Here is a 15,139-nt window from a genome sequence, read left to right as displayed (position 1 = left end):
ATGGTAACAGGTCTTATCGGAAGATCAGCAGGACGCCTGCTTATTCCGTTCATCTTCATCTTCGGCTTCTACGTCGTAGCTCACGGCCACATCTCTCCGGGCGGAGGATTCCAGGGAGGAGCAGTAATTGCAACAGGCGTTGCCCTTGTTCTTGTCTGTTACTACTACCGCGAGTGTATGGAAAATTTCATCGAGGCCAAAAACTTCAAACTCATTGAATCAGCAGGTCTCATCCTCTTCATCTGCACAGCCCTTGCCGGACTCGTGCTCGCATCTTCGTTCTTCTTCAACTGGCTGAACGCAAGCGGCGGACTTTTCGGCAACCCGGTTGAGTACGGTGTGAACGCAGGAGACCTCTTCACCGCAGGAATTATTCCGGTACTCAACTTTGCAGTTGGTATCGAAGTGTTCGGCGGTCTGTCGGTTGTTCTCCTCTACATGTTTGCAGGACTCAAAGAGTCGTCCGCGAAAGAGGATGAATCCGAAACCGTCAGTTTCGCTCAGACGGAGGATGAGTCATGATCGCAAACCTTCCGTTCATCGCGGTCGCGGTTCTTATCGGCATCGGCTTTGCGATGGTTCTTCTCAAACGCAACATGATCAAAATGATCATGGGTCTTGGCATCCTTGAAGCAGCGGTCAACCTCTTCCTCGTCAGCCTCGGCTACCGTGAAGGAGGCATTGCCCCGATCTTCACCAGCGCTCCGGAGGGCGTTGAGATGGTCATGCCAACCGTTCAGGCGCTGACTCTCACAAACATCGTTATCGGCGTTGCGACAACTGCACTCATGCTTTCGTTCGTGATGCTGATCTACAAAAAGTACGGAACTGTGAATGCTGATGAGATGCGGAGGCTCAAAGAATGAACGCTGACGTTCTTCTTGCGAACCTTCCGGCACTGCTGATTGCGATTCCCTTGTTTGGCGCATTCTTAACGCCGGTCATCGGCAGATTCCTGCCAAGCATCCGTGACGCATGGGTGATTCTCGCATCCTTTGTCTCGTCAGTCGTTGCGATTCTTCTCGCAGCACAGGTGTATGCCAAAGGCACAATCGTCTACGTGTTTGGTGCTGCTCCCGGCGTCGGCACGATTCCTGCCGACTCAGGAGGAATTCCGATCCGCATTCTGTTTGCGATCGACGGATTCGGCGCATTAATGCTGATATCTGCTGCAATCGTTTCGTTTGCAGTGATTCTCTACCTCACCCTTTCGCAGAGCAAGAGAAGTTATCGTTCAGAGTTCTATGCCCTCTACCTCCTGCTTACCGCAGGTATCTTTGGCATGGTCTCAACCGGCGACATGTTCAACTTCTTCGTGTTCCTTGAGATCAACTCTCTTGCCGCGTCCGCCTTGATTGCGTACCACCGCAACGGCGGACTTGCCGCAGAAGGGGCACTGAAGTATTTGATCGTCAACACGGTTGGCGCACTGATGATTCTCTTTGCAATCGGCCTGCTGTACGCCCAGTACAACTCACTGAACATGGCGGTGATTGCATCACAGATATCGCTGACATCCTTAAACATTCTGGCACTCGTCCTCTTCATTGCAGGACTCGCCACCAAAGCAGGAGCAGTACCGTTCCACTTTGCAACGCCCGACGCCTACTCGGTTGCACCGTCCGGCATCACTGCACTCATGATCGTCGCAAGTCAGGCAGGACTGTATGGAATGTTTCGTATTCTCTTCTCGGTGTACGGACACGTGTTCACCTCAGAAACCATCGGCTGGGTCATCATCATCCTTGGTGTTCTCTCGATGTTTATCGGTGTCACGATGGCAATTCCGCAGAAAGACATCAAACGCCTGCTCTCGTATCACGCAGTATCCCAGACCGGATACATGCTGCTTGGAGTCGGCGTTGCTCTCGCTGTTCTCGGCGACATCGCCCTCACCGACGCGTTCGGCAGAATGGCAATGGAAGGAGGTCTCTTCCATATCATCAACCATGCAATGTACAAAGGACTGCTGTTCCTTGCGGTCGGCGCAGTAATTTACCGTACCGGTGTGTGGAATCTCAACGAGATGGGAGGACTCGGCCACAAAATGAAGTGGACGATGATCTTCTTCTTAATCGGTGCCCTTGCGATCGCAGGCATTCCGCCGTTCAACGGTTTTGCCTCAAAGCTGATGATCTATGAATCAACGTTCGCGTTCAATCCGGCGCTCGCCGTAATCGCCATGGTCGTAAGTATCCTGACGCTTGCCTCGTTCATGAAGGTCTTCCATTCAGTATTCATGGGCCCGCAGCTGCCCGAGTATGAAAAAGTCCGCGAGGTTCCAAAGAGAATGCTTGCCGGCATGGCAATTCTCGCATTCTTTGTGGTCGCGTTCGGTCTTGTGCCTGACCTCGTCGTCAACACTCTGGTCGCTCCGGCAGCTGATGCCCTGCTCAATCAGGGTCAGTATATTGCATCCGTTCTCGGAGGTGGATTATGATTGGAACTCTTACAACAGGATTTGGTGTATGGAACCCGCTTGTATGGTTATGCGTCATTGCAGTCGCTCTCCTCTTCTCCTGGATAATCTGGAGATGCGGCGAGTCAGACTATGACGAGGACACCGAACAGACTGCGTCTTATCTCTCCGGTAATGCCGAGCCTGCAAAAGGTGCCGTCCACGTTCGTGCCGGCAACATGTACTGGGGATTTACCGCAGCTCTCAAGTCCTACTATGACAAACTCATCCCACTTCACTCAGGAATTGTGAACGATTACGTCTCATGGTTCCTGATAGGTGTGGTTGTTCTCTTCGTGGCGGTGATTCTGTTATGAAGATGACAACTTCACTGAACCGGTCGCTGTGGGTCTTCCACTTCAACAGCGGGTCCTGTAACGGTTGCGACATTGAAATTGTCGCAACCCTTACGCCCCGTTATGATCCTGAACGCTTCGGCGTAAAACTGGTCGGCTCTCCGCGTCACGCAGACGTGTTACTGGTAACTGGTCCTGTCACCAATCAGATGGCGGACCGTCTGCGGCTTGTGTATGCTCAGATGCCCGGCCCGAAACTGGTGATGGTTGTTGGAACCTGCGGTCAGTCCGGCGGTGTGTTCAGCACCTCCTACAACCTTGCAGGCCCGATCGACCAGATCATTCCGGTCGACGTCTATGTTCCCGGATGCGCCCCGCGTCCGGAAGCAATCATTCAGGGCGTGGTGACTGCAATTGCAAAACTTGAACGATTACAGGGAGACGGTGAGGCATGACCGACAAAATTCTTTCGCCTGAAGAGGTTGCGGCACAACTTACCGCGGCCCTTGGCGACGCAGTTCTTGACACCCGCATTCAACGGCGGGCTGAAGGAAGCAAAAAAATTGAAAATATCAATATCTGGATAACGATCCGCCGGGACGCTGTTCACGCAGCAGCAGAAGAGCTGATGAAGATCTGGTATCCGCATCTCTCCTGCATTGCAGGATACGACAAAGGTGCAGACTCGCCTGATCTTCGGATACAGTACATCTTCTCAATCTACGGCGGAGTTGTGAAGGGAGAATACATGGTGATCTTCTCTTTAGATCTTCCAAAGAACGATGCCCGCCTGCCGACGCTTACGGACATTCTCGAAGGTGCGGCGTTCACCGAACATGAGAAGACCGAGTATCTGGGAATCACCATTGACGGCCTTGCACCGGCTCCGCATAAGTTCTTCCTTCCGCAGAACTTCCCGAAGGATGTGTATCCGCTCCGCAAAGACGACAAGAAAATTCCAGACTCCATGATAAAAGATCTCTGGGCATGCGGCCGTCCTGTAAACAGGCCGCCCGCACCACTTGGCGGAGGAGATGAGTAACATGGCAAAGAAAGCACCCTACATCGTACCGGTCGGCCCGATTCATCCGGCGTTAAAAGAGCCGGTTCATATCGAGCTGACGGTTGTCGGTGAAGAGGTAATCTCTGCTGATTTCACTCCCGGCCAGACGCATCGCGGTATTGAGTGGATGGGTCTGTCCAGAAATCCTGTACAGATTGTTCACTTAACCGACCGCATCTGCGGTATCTGCGGCGTGACCCACTCGCTCGCATTCGCACGGGCAGTCGAACAGATCGCAGACATCACTGTCCCCGAACGGGCAGATTATGTCCGAACGATCATCGCAGAGTTTGAACGCATTCAGTCCCACCTGCTCTGGGCAGGAGTTGCGGCGCATGAACTTGGATTTGACACGCTGTTCTATCTTGCGTGGCGTGTCCGCGAAGAGGCGATGGATGCAATCGAACTCATCACCGGCAACCGCGTGAACTATGACATCATCCAGATCGGAGGAGTTCGTCGTGACATCACCGAGGATCAGCATGAACAGATCCTTCGCTGTCTCAACAACTACAAGGATCTCTTCGGCAAACTCAAGACCCTGTTCCTCGAAGATGCGGTGATCAGTTCCCGCTGTAAAGGAACCGGACTTCTTTCGTTTGAAAAAGCCATGGCCTACTCAACGGTCGGTCCGACCGCAAGAGCCTCGGGTTGCACGGCTGACCTTCGTGTGGATTATCCGTACGCAGCTTACGGAGATCTGGATCTCAAACCGATCCTTCCCACTGCTTACGGCAGCGAAGTGAACGGCGATACCTATGACAGAATCGTTGTCCGCATCTTTGAGATTGCTCAGTCGATTGAAATCATTGAACAGTGTCTTGCCAATATGCCGGCGGGCCCGGTCCTCTGGGAAGAAAAAGTTGCCAAAATTCTTGCCACATGCAAGAAGGCCGAAGGCGAAGCCGTCGGCCGTCATGAAGCTCCCCGCGGCGAATGTCTGCATTATGTTGCAATGGACAGATCAGATGCTCCGATCGCATGGAAAGTGAAGGCTTCGTCCTACAGCAACCTGCATGTCTGGCCGCTGATCCTGAAAGGTGCCCAGCTCGCAGACATTCCAATCATCGTTGCCTCGGTTGATCCCTGTCTCTCCTGCACTGACCGCGTGGCAGTCACGGACGCTGACGCATCCAGAACAAAAATTTTCACCAAAGAGGAGCTGACCCGTTTGTCGTATGAGAAGACGCGGAGGATGAAACAATGAATATAATTCTTGCAGCGGTTGGCGGAACCATCGTTCTTGCGATCCTTGCAATTGTGTTTGGTCTGATCCTTTCAGGAGTTGACCGGAGAATTGTTGCCCGCATGCAGGCACGTATCGGCCCACCGCTTCTTCAGCCGTTTACCGATGTTCGCAAACTGTTTGCGAAGCAGAACATCGTTCCGGCGAATGCGATCCCCTGGCTGTTCAATGCCATGCCGATCATTGCCCTCGCATCAGCGATTGCGATTCTGATGTATCTGCCGTTCGGCAGCTTTGCCCCGATTCTCGGCGAGCTCGGCGATGTTATCCTCGTGCTCTATCTGCTGATCATCCCTTCACTTGCTCTGGTTATCGGCGGTTTTGCATCCGGTTCTCCGTATGCGACGGTTGGTGCCCAGCGTGAGATGGTTTCGATGATTGCGTATGAACTGCCGCTTGCAGCAGCAGTGATTGCGATTGCCTGGCGGCTGATGGCCGCAGGTGTTGCGGATCCGTTCTCGATGCTGACCCTGATGCAGACTTCGGCATGGGATGTTGTGGGACCTCTGGGCATTGTTGCCCTCCTGCTGCTTCTCGTGATGCTCGCCTGGGTTACGCCCGGAGAGCTGTCGAAGATTCCGTTCGACTCGCCCGAAGCTGAGACCGAGCTTGCCGGCGGTATTCTTGTTGAGTACTCTGGTAAGAACCTTGGTCTCTTCACGCTTTCTCAGGCAGTGAAGACTGTTGCGATGGCGGCGTTTGGCATTATTCTCCTGCTGCCCTGGAATCTTTCACCGTTCCTTGGTCTTACCGGAGCTGCGGCAGGCGTTGTGGATCTTATCTTCTTTGTTCTGAAAGTTATCTTCGTCGCGGTTGTTTCAGTCACAGTCGTCCGGACGATGATGGCACGTTTCAGAATTACGCAGGTGATGGGACTTTACTGGCTGGTGCTGGGCGGTCTTGGTGCTGTTGCGATTATTCTGATGATGGCTGATGCGTATCTGCTTGGGGTGATCTGAGAATGGTAAAGCAGTCGCAAACCAAAGATTTGGTTCGTTCCCCGCGTCGCGGGTCACTTCCAATGTTCAAGGAGATCCTTGTGCAGTCCGTGAAAAAACCGGTGACGAATCTGTTCCCTGCCGTTCGCCTGCCGAAATCCATCACCGGATTCTTGGGAGATGTTGCAAACGGGAAAGCAACAATCACTCCACCGGTTGCAGAGCCGAAAGCATTCCGCGGAAAAATTGTCTATGATAGAGCAGCCTGCAATGGATGCGGATTATGTTTGAAGGTCTGTCCTGCTCACGCGATTGAGCAGGTAGTTTATCCGCCGGTGAAAATTTCGGTGACTGACGCTGAAGGCAATGTTTCCGAGAAGACGAAGACGGAAAAACGCATTCGGATTTATGTTGCCAGCTGTATCTTCTGCGGACAGTGCATTGATATCTGTTCGAAGGATGCGTTGTCCATGAGTAATGAGTTCCTGCTCGCAACTGAGGACCGGTTCGCCGAGAGTCAGATTGTGGAGTAAGGAGGAACTCTTTTTTTTATTTTTTTATTGCCTCGAATTCGAGGCAGTTGAATTCACTGTCATGAAATGATTTTTTTTTCTTGAGTTGGAGTTGCGCGATGGCGAATATTTCGAAACGCGAATCACATGCCTTCGGCCTGCTTTGCAGCTTCGCGGAATAACACGAATAGCACAAATAAAAAAATCCTATACATTTCTAAATGGATAGATATGTTCAAATAAATAATTTTGGTAGTTTTTTAAAAATCGCCATTGGCGATTTTTTTATTCGCGTTATTCGCGTTTCAGAAATCACACCGCGTAATTCCTACGAAAAAATAAATTTCATCAGAACATTTTTTTTCTGAATCAAAAAAAAATAAAAAAAAAGTTCATCGTCTTCTAACAAGCAGCATCAGAATGAAAACACCGACTACAAAGATCAGCACCACGACAAGCGAAGCGGTCGGATACTCTTTGACGAGATCGATCACCACCTCGGATGCTTTTGGTTCGGGCGCGAGAGTGAAGCTCATGTCGTACGTGACGCCTGCATCAAATCTCATCGTCTGAGTATCATCCAGATAGCCGTCCTTCTTCAGAAGAATCGTGTGCATTCCGGGGCTGACATCTGTCTGTGTGGTCGGCGTGAATCCTTTGTAGTTGTTGTCGATGAATATGTCAGAGCCTGACGGGTTTGAGGAGATGATAACTGTCGCAGTTGACGGAGTTGGTTTTGGTGTTGCGGTCGCAACTGGCGTCGCTGTGGTCGTTGCGGTTGTAGTCTGGGTAGCGGTTGCCGTTGTGGTTGTAGTTGCTGTGGCGGTCGCTGTCGGTGTTGCCGTAGCTGCTGATGATCCGATCACCGCCTTCTTTTCATACGAAGAGATGACAATGTCGTTGGCAGTACTTTCTTCGGCACTGAGGAGGACGAGTTCACTGCCGATCGTGCTTTGGGGAACTGTTCCGGTCAGCGTGATGGTCGTAATGATTTCATGTGACCTATAGGACAAGCTGAATCCGTTTATCGAGTAGTATTTCCCGGAGTGCGCGAGTGTGGTAAGAGGTGTTCCTCCTGCATGGAATATTTCACATTTCCACTGGGCGTTAGAGAGGTCGGTGGTCAGATACAGGCTGTGATCCGTAGGGTTTCCCCGCAAAAAGGTGAGGGAAACTTCGGTAGTCACAGTATCTCCCGGCATCAGAACACCTGTGGGAGATACTTTTGCATCGGTATTGGTATGCCAGGCAGCTGCCGGCGCGCAAAGACATGCGGCAAAGAGAACTGCTGCAAGGAGAACGAAGAGGATTTTTGTATATTTCATGCCAGTCACACAATTTTTTAGAATATGTTTTTCTGTTTCATTCGAGAGGGTATATATTTTCTGACTGCATGGCTTCAAACCTGAGATCTTTCACGCCTTTTGCCAGTAAACAATTTCATCATTGACCGCAGTACATACTTCTTCAATGCCTTCTATCCTCTTCCTCTGCACCTACAACTCTGTCCGCTCCCAGATCGCTGAAGGCGTATGCAGACAACTTCATCCTGACTGGAACATCAATTCGGCAGGAGTTGCCAGAGGAAACATCTCTCCTTATGTCGTCCGGTGTCTCGAAGAATCAGGCTGTGACTGTTCGAACATGCAGGCAAAACATCTCACCGAACTGCCGGACCAAACGTATGACGTAATCATCGTCCTCTGCGAAAATGCATGGGGAGCAAGAGATCATTTTCCCAAAACAAAAAAATTACTTTTTCATCCGATCCGATCTCCCGAACCATGGATTGGTGAAGATGAACTCTCCGACTACCGCAGAACACGAGACGAACTTCGTCAGTGGATGCTGGATGAACTTTCAGCTGTTCTGTGAGGCGCGGCACACAAATCATCATAAAGAGTATAATCCTATAACACACATTATAGTACCGTGAAGTGGGCAATTCTCGGCGGAGGCTTAACCGGTGTCACCCTCGCCCGTCTCCTTGCGGAACGCGGCGATGACGTAACCGTTCTTGAAAAAGAAACAAAGATTGGCGGACTCTGCCAATCAGAAACACGCAACGGATTTACCTTTGATTCCGGCGGATCACATATCATATTCTCCAAGGACACCGAAGTCCTTGGATTCATGCAGGATGTCCTCGAAGACAACCGGGACACCCGCAACCGAAATACCAAAATCTATTACAAACACCAGTACATCAAATACCCGTTTGAAAACGGCCTTGCCGACCTGCCCAAAGAAGACCTCTACTTCTGCATCAGCGAGTACATCAAAAATCTCATCGCGAATGAGAAGGGAGAAATCCCGGTCCCGGAAAACTTCCGCGACTGGATCTATGCAAACTTCGGCAAAGGAATCGCCGAGTGTTACCTTGTTCCCTACAATGAAAAGATCTGGAACTACCCGACCGAAAAAATGTCCAAACACTGGATGGACGGCAGAGTTCCCCGCCCGCCGGTTGACGACATCATCAAATCCGCGATCGGCATCGAAACCGAAGGATACACTCATCAGGCGGTATTCTCCTACCCAATAGACGGCGGCATTGAATCCCTGGTCACCGCAATTGCTGCTCCAATCAAAAACAATATCATCACCAACTTTGAAGCAACAACCGTCAAAAAGACTGCGAACGGCTGGGAGATTAGCAACGGCAAACAGACCATCACTGCAGACCGGTTCATCTCCACTGTTCCTTTACAGATTCTTCTTCCGATGCTTGAAGGCGTTCCGGACAATGTCCGCACAGCCTGTGATGCTCTCCGCTACAACTCCATCGCCTGCATCAGCGTAGGATTCAAAGGAACTGCCCCAGACATCTCATGGATGTACGTCCCCGAAGATGAATGGGGAATGTTCAACCGCCTCTCCTTCCCTTCCAACTTCTCGCATCACGTGGCTCCTGAAGGCTGTGCCGCAGTTTTGGCAGAGATCACCTACAACGAAGGTGACGACATTTCAAAGATGACGGATGCAGAGCTCGTCTCCCACACGGTTGACGGTCTCGTTCGAATGGGCATCGTTCCAAACAAAGCCGATGTCGTTCACGCCGCAGTTGATCACTTCAAGTTCGCCTACGTTGTCTACGACCTCGACTATCTGCAAAATATCAAAATCGTTCGAAATTATCTGGAAGGAACTGCCGGAGTTGATCTCGTCGGCAGGTTCTCCCAGTTTGAATATCTGAATATGGACGGCTGCATCCGCAGCGTCCTGGACTTCGTGAAACGGCAATGAAGGTCAACATCTACGTTGAAGACTACTGGGTGTTCAAGTACATCGGCTGTTCCACCCTCGCCCGCATGCTTTACCAAGGCATCGCTGCAGTTCCGGGAGTTGAGGCCTACTATAATAGTTCCAGTCCTTCGATGGATGTCACGCACTACCACTCGTTCGGGCCAGGCGTTCATCTCAACCGGATGCGTAACAAAGGCATCAGTATTCTGACCGCCCACTCAACGCCTCGTCTGAATACCGGCAACGTTGCCGGAGCTTCCTACATCAATCGCCTTTACCCGCCGATCTATCGGAAGTTCGACCACATCGTAACGATTACGCCGCCGAGTACCCGCGAGGTTCAGGACATGCTTCCCGATATGCCGATAACGATGATCCCAAACGGCGTTGACCTGACCAGTTTCGCTCCGTCAGATCAGAAACGCCGTGAGTTCCGTGAGTTCCTCGGAATTTCGGATGACCGGCCGGTTGTTCTGACTGTTGCCCAGCAGACTCCTCGAAAAGGAATCTATGATTTTCTGACCATCGCCGACACGATGCCTGAGTACACGTTTGTGTGGGTTGGCGGTTATCCGTACGGGTTGCTGTCGAGCGACCGCAAGATGATTGAGGAACGAAAGGCGAAGGCCGGCTCGAATGTTATCTTCACCGGTTTTGTTCCTGATATTACGGCGGTCTATTGTGGAGCTGACCTGCTGTTCATGCCTTCGTACGGCGAGATTATGTCGATCGTTGCTCTGGAGGGCCTTGCAAGCGGTCTCCCGGTTATCTCCCGCGATCTGCCAGAGTTCCGCGAGGTGTTCTCCGGCATCTGCGGATTTTTCTCGAACAATGAGGAGGCTGAGTTCCTCATCAGAGATGAGGAACTCTGGCGACGGTCGGCAACAACGTCGCGGGCATCGGTTGAGCAGTTTGATATTCATCGCATTGCAAAGATGCATGTGGATTTGTATGAGAGGCTTTTGGCATGATTTCTGTTATAGTTCCAACGTTTAATGAGGAGGAGGGCGTGGAGGCATGCCTTCAGAGTCTGTGTGATCAGACGCTTCCGCGAGATCAATACGAGATCATCGTGGTGGACGGTAATTCGAAGGATAAGACCCGCGAGATTGCGGAGAAGTACGCGGATCTGGTGTTTATTCAGACGAGTAAGAAGGTTGGCGGCGCACGAAATGATGGTGCGATGGCTGCGAAGTACGATATTCTTGCGACAACTGATGCGGACTGTTTCCTTCCCCGCGACTGGCTGGAGAAAGTTCTTGCGGATTTCAAAAAATATCCTGATGCGTCGACGATTTACGGTATTGTGTATCCGCTTGAGCCGGGAATTAAGCATAAGCTGTCTCTTCTCGGATACAATATTGTGTCAAGACTCGGTTACTGGACGGGAACTATTTATATGACGCTCGGCTGTAATACTGCGTTCCGGAAGGATCTGTTTATGGAGGCCGGGATGTATATTACGGCTGATGCGGGTGATGATTTTGAGATTGCCCGCCGGATGAAACAGTATGGAAAGGTGAAACTTGATACGAATCTGAAGGTCGGGTTTTCGATGCGGAGATATATTGAGTTTGGGGCGATGAAATCGATTTACCAGTGGCTGTATATTGTGACTCATGGGGGAACTTCGGAGAAGTACCAGTACGCCGGGAAGGAGTACGGGAAGAAATAATTTTTTTGTTTATTTTTCCATAATTATTTTTTCAGTTCTTTTTATCTTCCCTCAGGTTCATTTACTTTTATCACCCGCAATTTGAATGGAGATGATCGTGCCGGAAAATATTTTTCCCGATTCTGATGCTGTCTACCGCGACGTTCGCGGCTCAGTGATTTCAGCACAGCGAAGAGTCTACTCAGCGGTAAATGTTTCGATGGTTCTCGCGTATCATGAGATTGGCGAAAAAATATTTCTGGCTGTGGGCGACCGGGCCGAATACGGAGCATCGCTGATTGCATATCTTGCGAAACGGCTGACAGAGGAGTTTGGAGATTCATTTTCCGAGAGAAATCTTCGACTCATGCGGCAGTTTTATATACTGTTTCAAATTCGGAACGCACTGCGTTCCGAATTGAGTTGGACGCACTATCGCCTGCTGATGCGTGTTCCAAGCGAGAAAGCACGTTTGTTCTATCTGCATGAATGTGCTGAGGCTGGATGGAGTACGCGTCAGCTGGAGCGTCAGATCTCAACACTCTATTATGAGAGATTGCTTGCAAGCAGAGATGCCGAAGGAGTCGCAGAGGAAATTTTCCGTACGGAACCAAAACCAGAGTACGAGAAAATCATCAAGGATCCGTACGTGTTGGAGTTTCTCGATCTGAAAGGAAGATCAGAATGGTATGAAAAAGATCTCGAACAGGCACTGATCGACTCACTGCAGGATTTTTTGCTGGAACTCGGCCGGGGATTTTCATTTGTTGCCAGACAGAAACGAATCACTTTTGATGACCGGCATTTTTACATCGATCTGGTGTTTTACAACTATATTCTGAAATGTTTTGTCTTGGTGGATCTGAAACTTGGCGATCTGACGCATCAGGACCTCGGCCAGATGCAGATGTATGTGAACTACTACACGCGTGAGCTGATGAATGAGGGAGATACTTCCCCGATTGGAATCGTTTTGTGTGCAGACAAATCTGATGCTGTCGTAAAGTACACGCTGCCCGAAGGAGAATCGCAGGTGTTTGCATCAAAATATATGTTGTGTCTCCCGAAGGAGGAGGAGTTTGCGAAGCTGCTTTCGGAATGGGTCGTGCGGGAAGAAGAGGTCAGATACGAGAGGCGGTGAACTCACCGCACGAATTTGTGTAGGGCTTCGCCCAAGAGACTTCTCTTCAGATCAATTGCTTTTTCCTGGCACATCTCATGACAGCAGTAGCAGCGAATACAGTTTCGCAAGTTTATTACCGCCTTACCTTCCCGCAGTTCGACTGCTTTCTTCGGACAGATTCTTACACACTGTCTGCAGCCGATGCATTTCTCTTTCACAATATGCGGAGCAGGTGCGTAGACTTTGCCCATCTGAAACAGGCGTGACAAAATCATCCTGCGAAACCAGGTATTCTTCTGCGGCACAAAATAGGTGGGCGGCAGGGCGAAGTCAGTGATTGGCACGACTTCATCTCCCACCTCTTCCACAGAATTCAGATCCAAAAGACCGCGTCTTTGTGCAGCCGCCGTTGTTCCAATCCGTTCCGGCTCCATACCAATCAACCGCTGCGCCGAAACATCAAGAGCATAGATCGAAGATGAGGCAAACACGTACCCGCAATGTTTTGGCTCGCCTCCCATAGGACCGTTTCCTTCCATCCCGACAACCGCGTCCATCACCACAAAATCCGGTCTGATGAGTTCGTTCAAGTCCACCAGCATCTCAGAAAAACCATCAGACTTCGGAAACCTTGAGTGAAACACCGCTTTATCATGCCCGGGAACAACACCGAACGTATTTTTTACCGCCCCGGAAAATCCGGTGAACATATGGGTCTTCAGCTTACAGACCGAGATTATCACATCCGCTTCAGTTGCAGCACGAATGATCGAAAATCGTTTCATCACCTTTCCTTCCGGAAAGGAAATCTCGGAGAACTCAGTGTCCAGCGATGGCTCAATCCCGAGGTCTGCTGCTGCGGCCGTGATGCCGGATCGTTCGTAAACTCTTCGCAGAGTTCTCGGCGTGTAGACAATACCTGCCCCAGGACTGTCGGCGATGATGGGTATTCCTCCTGCATCAAGGACCATCTTGCAGACCGCATACACAATCTCAGGATGCGTCGTTGCCGAAGAGTCGGGTCCTGCATCAGACAAAAGATTTGGTTTTATGAGAACTTTTTTTCCTGCAACTATCGGCAGACCGCAGGCCGCGGCCACCGCCTTTGCAACGGCTGCTGCAACAACGTCCCTCTCATAGGAATCACATCGCGCTGCACCAACTGCGGTCATGACTCTATCTCTCCCTTCTTCTGATCACGAACAATCGCCGACAAAATTATTGCCAGCACCGCAAGACCAAGACCCACGAGAATCGTGAAATGAAATCCGTTCATAAATGTTGTCGGATCCAGATTCGTAAACGCCACCACCGTTCCGGACGGCGACGTTGCGAAGGTAAAGATTGTTGCATACAATGCGGTTCCAATCACACTGCCGAGGTAAATGCAGACCGCCATCAGTGACGAGCCGGTTCCCCTCTCTCCTTCCGGAGCATTCTCCACAATCCGGCTTGCGGCAGGTCCGCCGGCAAGACCCCACAGAACTCCCATCAGTATCAGAGCACAGAGCAGCGGAACAACTCCCATCTCCGGCAGAATCATCACATAGATTAAATTGAACATCACCAGCACAACACATGCGGCGACCGCAAAACTCCGCCGTCCGGTTCTGTCCGACCATCTGCCGATTGGAATTCCAAGAACTGCCGTAAGTGCCGGAGGAATTAAGAGATACATGCCGCTTGCCGCCGTGTCAAAATGCATTCCTGTATGCAGATAGAACGGCAGGAGGTAGATGACTCCCATGTAGATAACATTGATGAGCATGAATGCCACAACGACCGCCGAAAATTTCCAGGCGGTAAACACTCTGATGTTGATCAGAGGCGATCTGCATCTCAGTTCCCGAACCACAAACAGTACGGCAAAGATCAGACAGAATGCGGCACAGAGAGTTATCTGTGGATTGGAGAGTCCCAGATGCGGAACTCTTTCGAGTGCATAGATGCCGAAGACCATCATGGCAAACAGCAGTACGGCACCGATCAGATCGAATGGTTTCTTTTCTGCCGGCACATCTTTGGGGATGACGCGAAGAGCGAAAGGAATTGCGGCGATACCGATTGGGATGTTGATCAAAAAGATCCAGTGCCAGGAGAGGTAATGCGTGAGGATTCCTCCAAGTGCCGGACCTGCTGCAAACCCGATTGAACTTGCCATGGTTAAAACTCCAAGAGCAAATCCGAGCATTCGTGCCGGCAGGCATTTGACGCAGAGCATTGGGGCGGCAGCTGCAATCATTGCAGCGCCTACGCCCTGAAACATGCGTGCCCCAAGCAGCCATGAGAGATCAGTTGAAAGACCGCAGACCGCAGAGCCTATGGTGAAGATAACAAATCCGCCGACGAAGACTTTGCGGATATGGCCGCGGTCGGCAAATTTTCCGAACACGAGAAGGAATCCCGCCATCATGAGGAGGTAGGTGATGATGACCCAGGAGATTGTTCCGGTGTCGGTTCCAAAATCCGCCGCTATCACCGGCAGGACGACGTTGACGATGGATCCGTCAAGTCCGTCCATAATAACACCTATGGCAACGGCTGCGAGAAGGAGTTTTTGATAGAGGGGATTTTCAATGACATTCACAACTATTCACCGATTT

General features: G+C 50.9%; 17 protein-coding genes. 14 read left to right on the top strand and 3 right to left on the bottom strand.

Annotated features, from left to right (window positions below):
• From McpCs1_RS04425 to McpCs1_RS04385, 9 genes are read left to right on the top strand one after another with little or no spacing between them, the layout of a single operon-like run.
• Entirely contained in the window at positions 1–522 is a 522-nt protein-coding gene (locus tag McpCs1_RS04425; protein ID WP_338096052.1) for a Na(+)/H(+) antiporter subunit B, read from the top strand.
• A complete protein-coding gene (locus McpCs1_RS04420) occupies positions 519–866 on the top strand; it encodes a sodium:proton antiporter (protein ID WP_338096051.1) in 348 nt (115 codons plus the stop codon). Before McpCs1_RS04425 ends, McpCs1_RS04420 begins: the two co-directional genes overlap by 4 nt.
• Positions 863–2,440, top strand: a complete 1,578-nt coding sequence (locus McpCs1_RS04415) for a proton-conducting transporter transmembrane domain-containing protein (RefSeq protein ID WP_338096050.1) — start codon at positions 863–865, stop codon at positions 2,438–2,440. The genes McpCs1_RS04420 and McpCs1_RS04415 overlap by 4 nt, the downstream gene beginning before the upstream one ends.
• Positions 2,437–2,775 (top strand): membrane-bound hydrogenase complex subunit MbhI, encoded by a 339-nt coding sequence (gene mbhI, locus McpCs1_RS04410; protein ID WP_338096049.1) that lies wholly within the window; start codon positions 2,437–2,439, stop codon positions 2,773–2,775. The genes McpCs1_RS04415 and mbhI overlap by 4 nt, the downstream gene beginning before the upstream one ends.
• Entirely contained in the window at positions 2,772–3,209 is a 438-nt protein-coding gene (locus McpCs1_RS04405; protein ID WP_338096048.1) for an NADH-quinone oxidoreductase subunit B family protein, read from the top strand. The genes mbhI and McpCs1_RS04405 overlap by 4 nt, the downstream gene beginning before the upstream one ends.
• On the top strand, positions 3,206–3,796 hold the full coding sequence (locus McpCs1_RS04400; protein WP_338096047.1) for an NADH-quinone oxidoreductase subunit C: 591 nt from the start codon (positions 3,206–3,208) through the stop codon (positions 3,794–3,796). The genes McpCs1_RS04405 and McpCs1_RS04400 overlap by 4 nt, the downstream gene beginning before the upstream one ends.
• Before the next feature lies 1 nt (position 3,797).
• A complete protein-coding gene (locus McpCs1_RS04395; RefSeq protein ID WP_338096046.1) occupies positions 3,798–5,024 on the top strand; it encodes a hydrogenase large subunit in 1,227 nt (408 codons plus the stop codon).
• The gene (locus McpCs1_RS04390) at positions 5,021–6,022 is read left to right on the top strand and encodes a respiratory chain complex I subunit 1 family protein (RefSeq protein WP_338096045.1); all 1,002 of its coding nucleotides are present in this window, start codon (positions 5,021–5,023) and stop codon (positions 6,020–6,022) included. The genes McpCs1_RS04395 and McpCs1_RS04390 overlap by 4 nt, the downstream gene beginning before the upstream one ends.
• Before the next feature lie 2 nt (positions 6,023–6,024).
• Entirely contained in the window at positions 6,025–6,534 is a 510-nt protein-coding gene (locus McpCs1_RS04385; RefSeq protein ID WP_338096044.1) for a 4Fe-4S dicluster domain-containing protein, read from the top strand.
• A gap of 371 nt (positions 6,535–6,905) precedes the next feature.
• Here McpCs1_RS04385 and McpCs1_RS04380 read toward each other — a convergent pair whose 3' ends face one another.
• The gene (locus tag McpCs1_RS04380; protein WP_338096043.1) at positions 6,906–7,838 is read right to left on the bottom strand and encodes a PEGA domain-containing protein; all 933 of its coding nucleotides are present in this window, start codon (positions 7,836–7,838) and stop codon (positions 6,906–6,908) included.
• A gap of 145 nt (positions 7,839–7,983) precedes the next feature.
• Here McpCs1_RS04380 and McpCs1_RS04375 point away from each other — a divergent pair, with 145 nt between their 5' ends.
• The 5 genes from McpCs1_RS04375 to McpCs1_RS04355 all read left to right on the top strand — a co-directional run bounded on the left by McpCs1_RS04375 (position 7,984) and on the right by McpCs1_RS04355 (position 12,554).
• A complete protein-coding gene (locus tag McpCs1_RS04375) occupies positions 7,984–8,388 on the top strand; it encodes an arsenate-mycothiol transferase ArsC (protein WP_338096042.1) in 405 nt (134 codons plus the stop codon).
• Between the two features lie 57 nt (positions 8,389–8,445).
• Positions 8,446–9,759, top strand: coding sequence for a protoporphyrinogen/coproporphyrinogen oxidase (locus McpCs1_RS04370; RefSeq protein ID WP_338096041.1), 1,314 nt, complete (start codon positions 8,446–8,448; stop codon positions 9,757–9,759).
• A complete protein-coding gene (locus tag McpCs1_RS04365) occupies positions 9,756–10,730 on the top strand; it encodes a glycosyltransferase family 4 protein (protein WP_338096040.1) in 975 nt (324 codons plus the stop codon). The genes McpCs1_RS04370 and McpCs1_RS04365 overlap by 4 nt, the downstream gene beginning before the upstream one ends.
• Entirely contained in the window at positions 10,727–11,434 is a 708-nt protein-coding gene (locus McpCs1_RS04360; protein WP_338096039.1) for a glycosyltransferase family 2 protein, read from the top strand. Before McpCs1_RS04365 ends, McpCs1_RS04360 begins: the two co-directional genes overlap by 4 nt.
• A gap of 97 nt (positions 11,435–11,531) precedes the next feature.
• Complete coding sequence (locus tag McpCs1_RS04355; protein ID WP_338096038.1) at positions 11,532–12,554, top strand: PDDEXK nuclease domain-containing protein; 1,023 nt, start codon at positions 11,532–11,534, stop codon at positions 12,552–12,554.
• Between the two features lie 2 nt (positions 12,555–12,556).
• Here McpCs1_RS04355 and McpCs1_RS04350 read toward each other — a convergent pair whose 3' ends face one another.
• Together McpCs1_RS04350 and McpCs1_RS04345 are read right to left on the bottom strand one after the other, a co-directional pair.
• Positions 12,557–13,708 (bottom strand): DUF362 domain-containing protein, encoded by a 1,152-nt coding sequence (locus McpCs1_RS04350; RefSeq protein WP_338096037.1) that lies wholly within the window; start codon positions 13,706–13,708, stop codon positions 12,557–12,559.
• Positions 13,705–15,123 (bottom strand): DHA2 family efflux MFS transporter permease subunit, encoded by a 1,419-nt coding sequence (locus tag McpCs1_RS04345; protein ID WP_338096036.1) that lies wholly within the window; start codon positions 15,121–15,123, stop codon positions 13,705–13,707. The genes McpCs1_RS04350 and McpCs1_RS04345 overlap by 4 nt, the downstream gene beginning before the upstream one ends.
• Positions 15,124–15,139 lie beyond the last annotated feature (16 nt).

The organism is Methanorbis rubei, from assembly GCF_032714495.1.
Lineage (GTDB): Archaea > Halobacteriota > Methanomicrobia > Methanomicrobiales > Methanocorpusculaceae > Methanocorpusculum > Methanocorpusculum rubei.
Note: the sequence above shows the minus strand (reverse complement) of the source record. Positions and strands in the feature narration are given on the sequence as shown.

Bases quoted from the DNA above. Each gene is read 5' to 3' on its own strand.
- McpCs1_RS04360 (WP_338096039.1), top strand. From the start codon at position 10,727: ATGATTTCTGTTATAGTTCCAACGTTTAATGAGGAGGAGGGCGTGGAG.
- McpCs1_RS04365 (WP_338096040.1), top strand. From the start codon at position 9,756: ATGAAGGTCAACATCTACGTTGAAGACTACTGGGTGTTCAAGTACATC.
- McpCs1_RS04395 (WP_338096046.1), top strand. From the start codon at position 3,798: ATGGCAAAGAAAGCACCCTACATCGTACCGGTCGGCCCGATTCATCCG.
- McpCs1_RS04415 (WP_338096050.1), top strand. From the start codon at position 863: ATGAACGCTGACGTTCTTCTTGCGAACCTTCCGGCACTGCTGATTGCG.
- McpCs1_RS04380 (WP_338096043.1), bottom strand. From the start codon at position 7,838: ATGAAATATACAAAAATCCTCTTCGTTCTCCTTGCAGCAGTTCTCTTT.
- McpCs1_RS04390 (WP_338096045.1), top strand. From the start codon at position 5,021: ATGAATATAATTCTTGCAGCGGTTGGCGGAACCATCGTTCTTGCGATC.
- McpCs1_RS04350 (WP_338096037.1), bottom strand. From the start codon at position 13,708: ATGACCGCAGTTGGTGCAGCGCGATGTGATTCCTATGAGAGGGACGTT.
- McpCs1_RS04425 (WP_338096052.1), top strand. From the start codon at position 1: ATGGTAACAGGTCTTATCGGAAGATCAGCAGGACGCCTGCTTATTCCG.
- mbhI (WP_338096049.1), top strand. From the start codon at position 2,437: ATGATTGGAACTCTTACAACAGGATTTGGTGTATGGAACCCGCTTGTA.
- McpCs1_RS04420 (WP_338096051.1), top strand. From the start codon at position 519: ATGATCGCAAACCTTCCGTTCATCGCGGTCGCGGTTCTTATCGGCATC.
- McpCs1_RS04405 (WP_338096048.1), top strand. From the start codon at position 2,772: ATGAAGATGACAACTTCACTGAACCGGTCGCTGTGGGTCTTCCACTTC.
- McpCs1_RS04375 (WP_338096042.1), top strand. From the start codon at position 7,984: ATGCCTTCTATCCTCTTCCTCTGCACCTACAACTCTGTCCGCTCCCAG.
- McpCs1_RS04385 (WP_338096044.1), top strand. From the start codon at position 6,025: ATGGTAAAGCAGTCGCAAACCAAAGATTTGGTTCGTTCCCCGCGTCGC.
- McpCs1_RS04400 (WP_338096047.1), top strand. From the start codon at position 3,206: ATGACCGACAAAATTCTTTCGCCTGAAGAGGTTGCGGCACAACTTACC.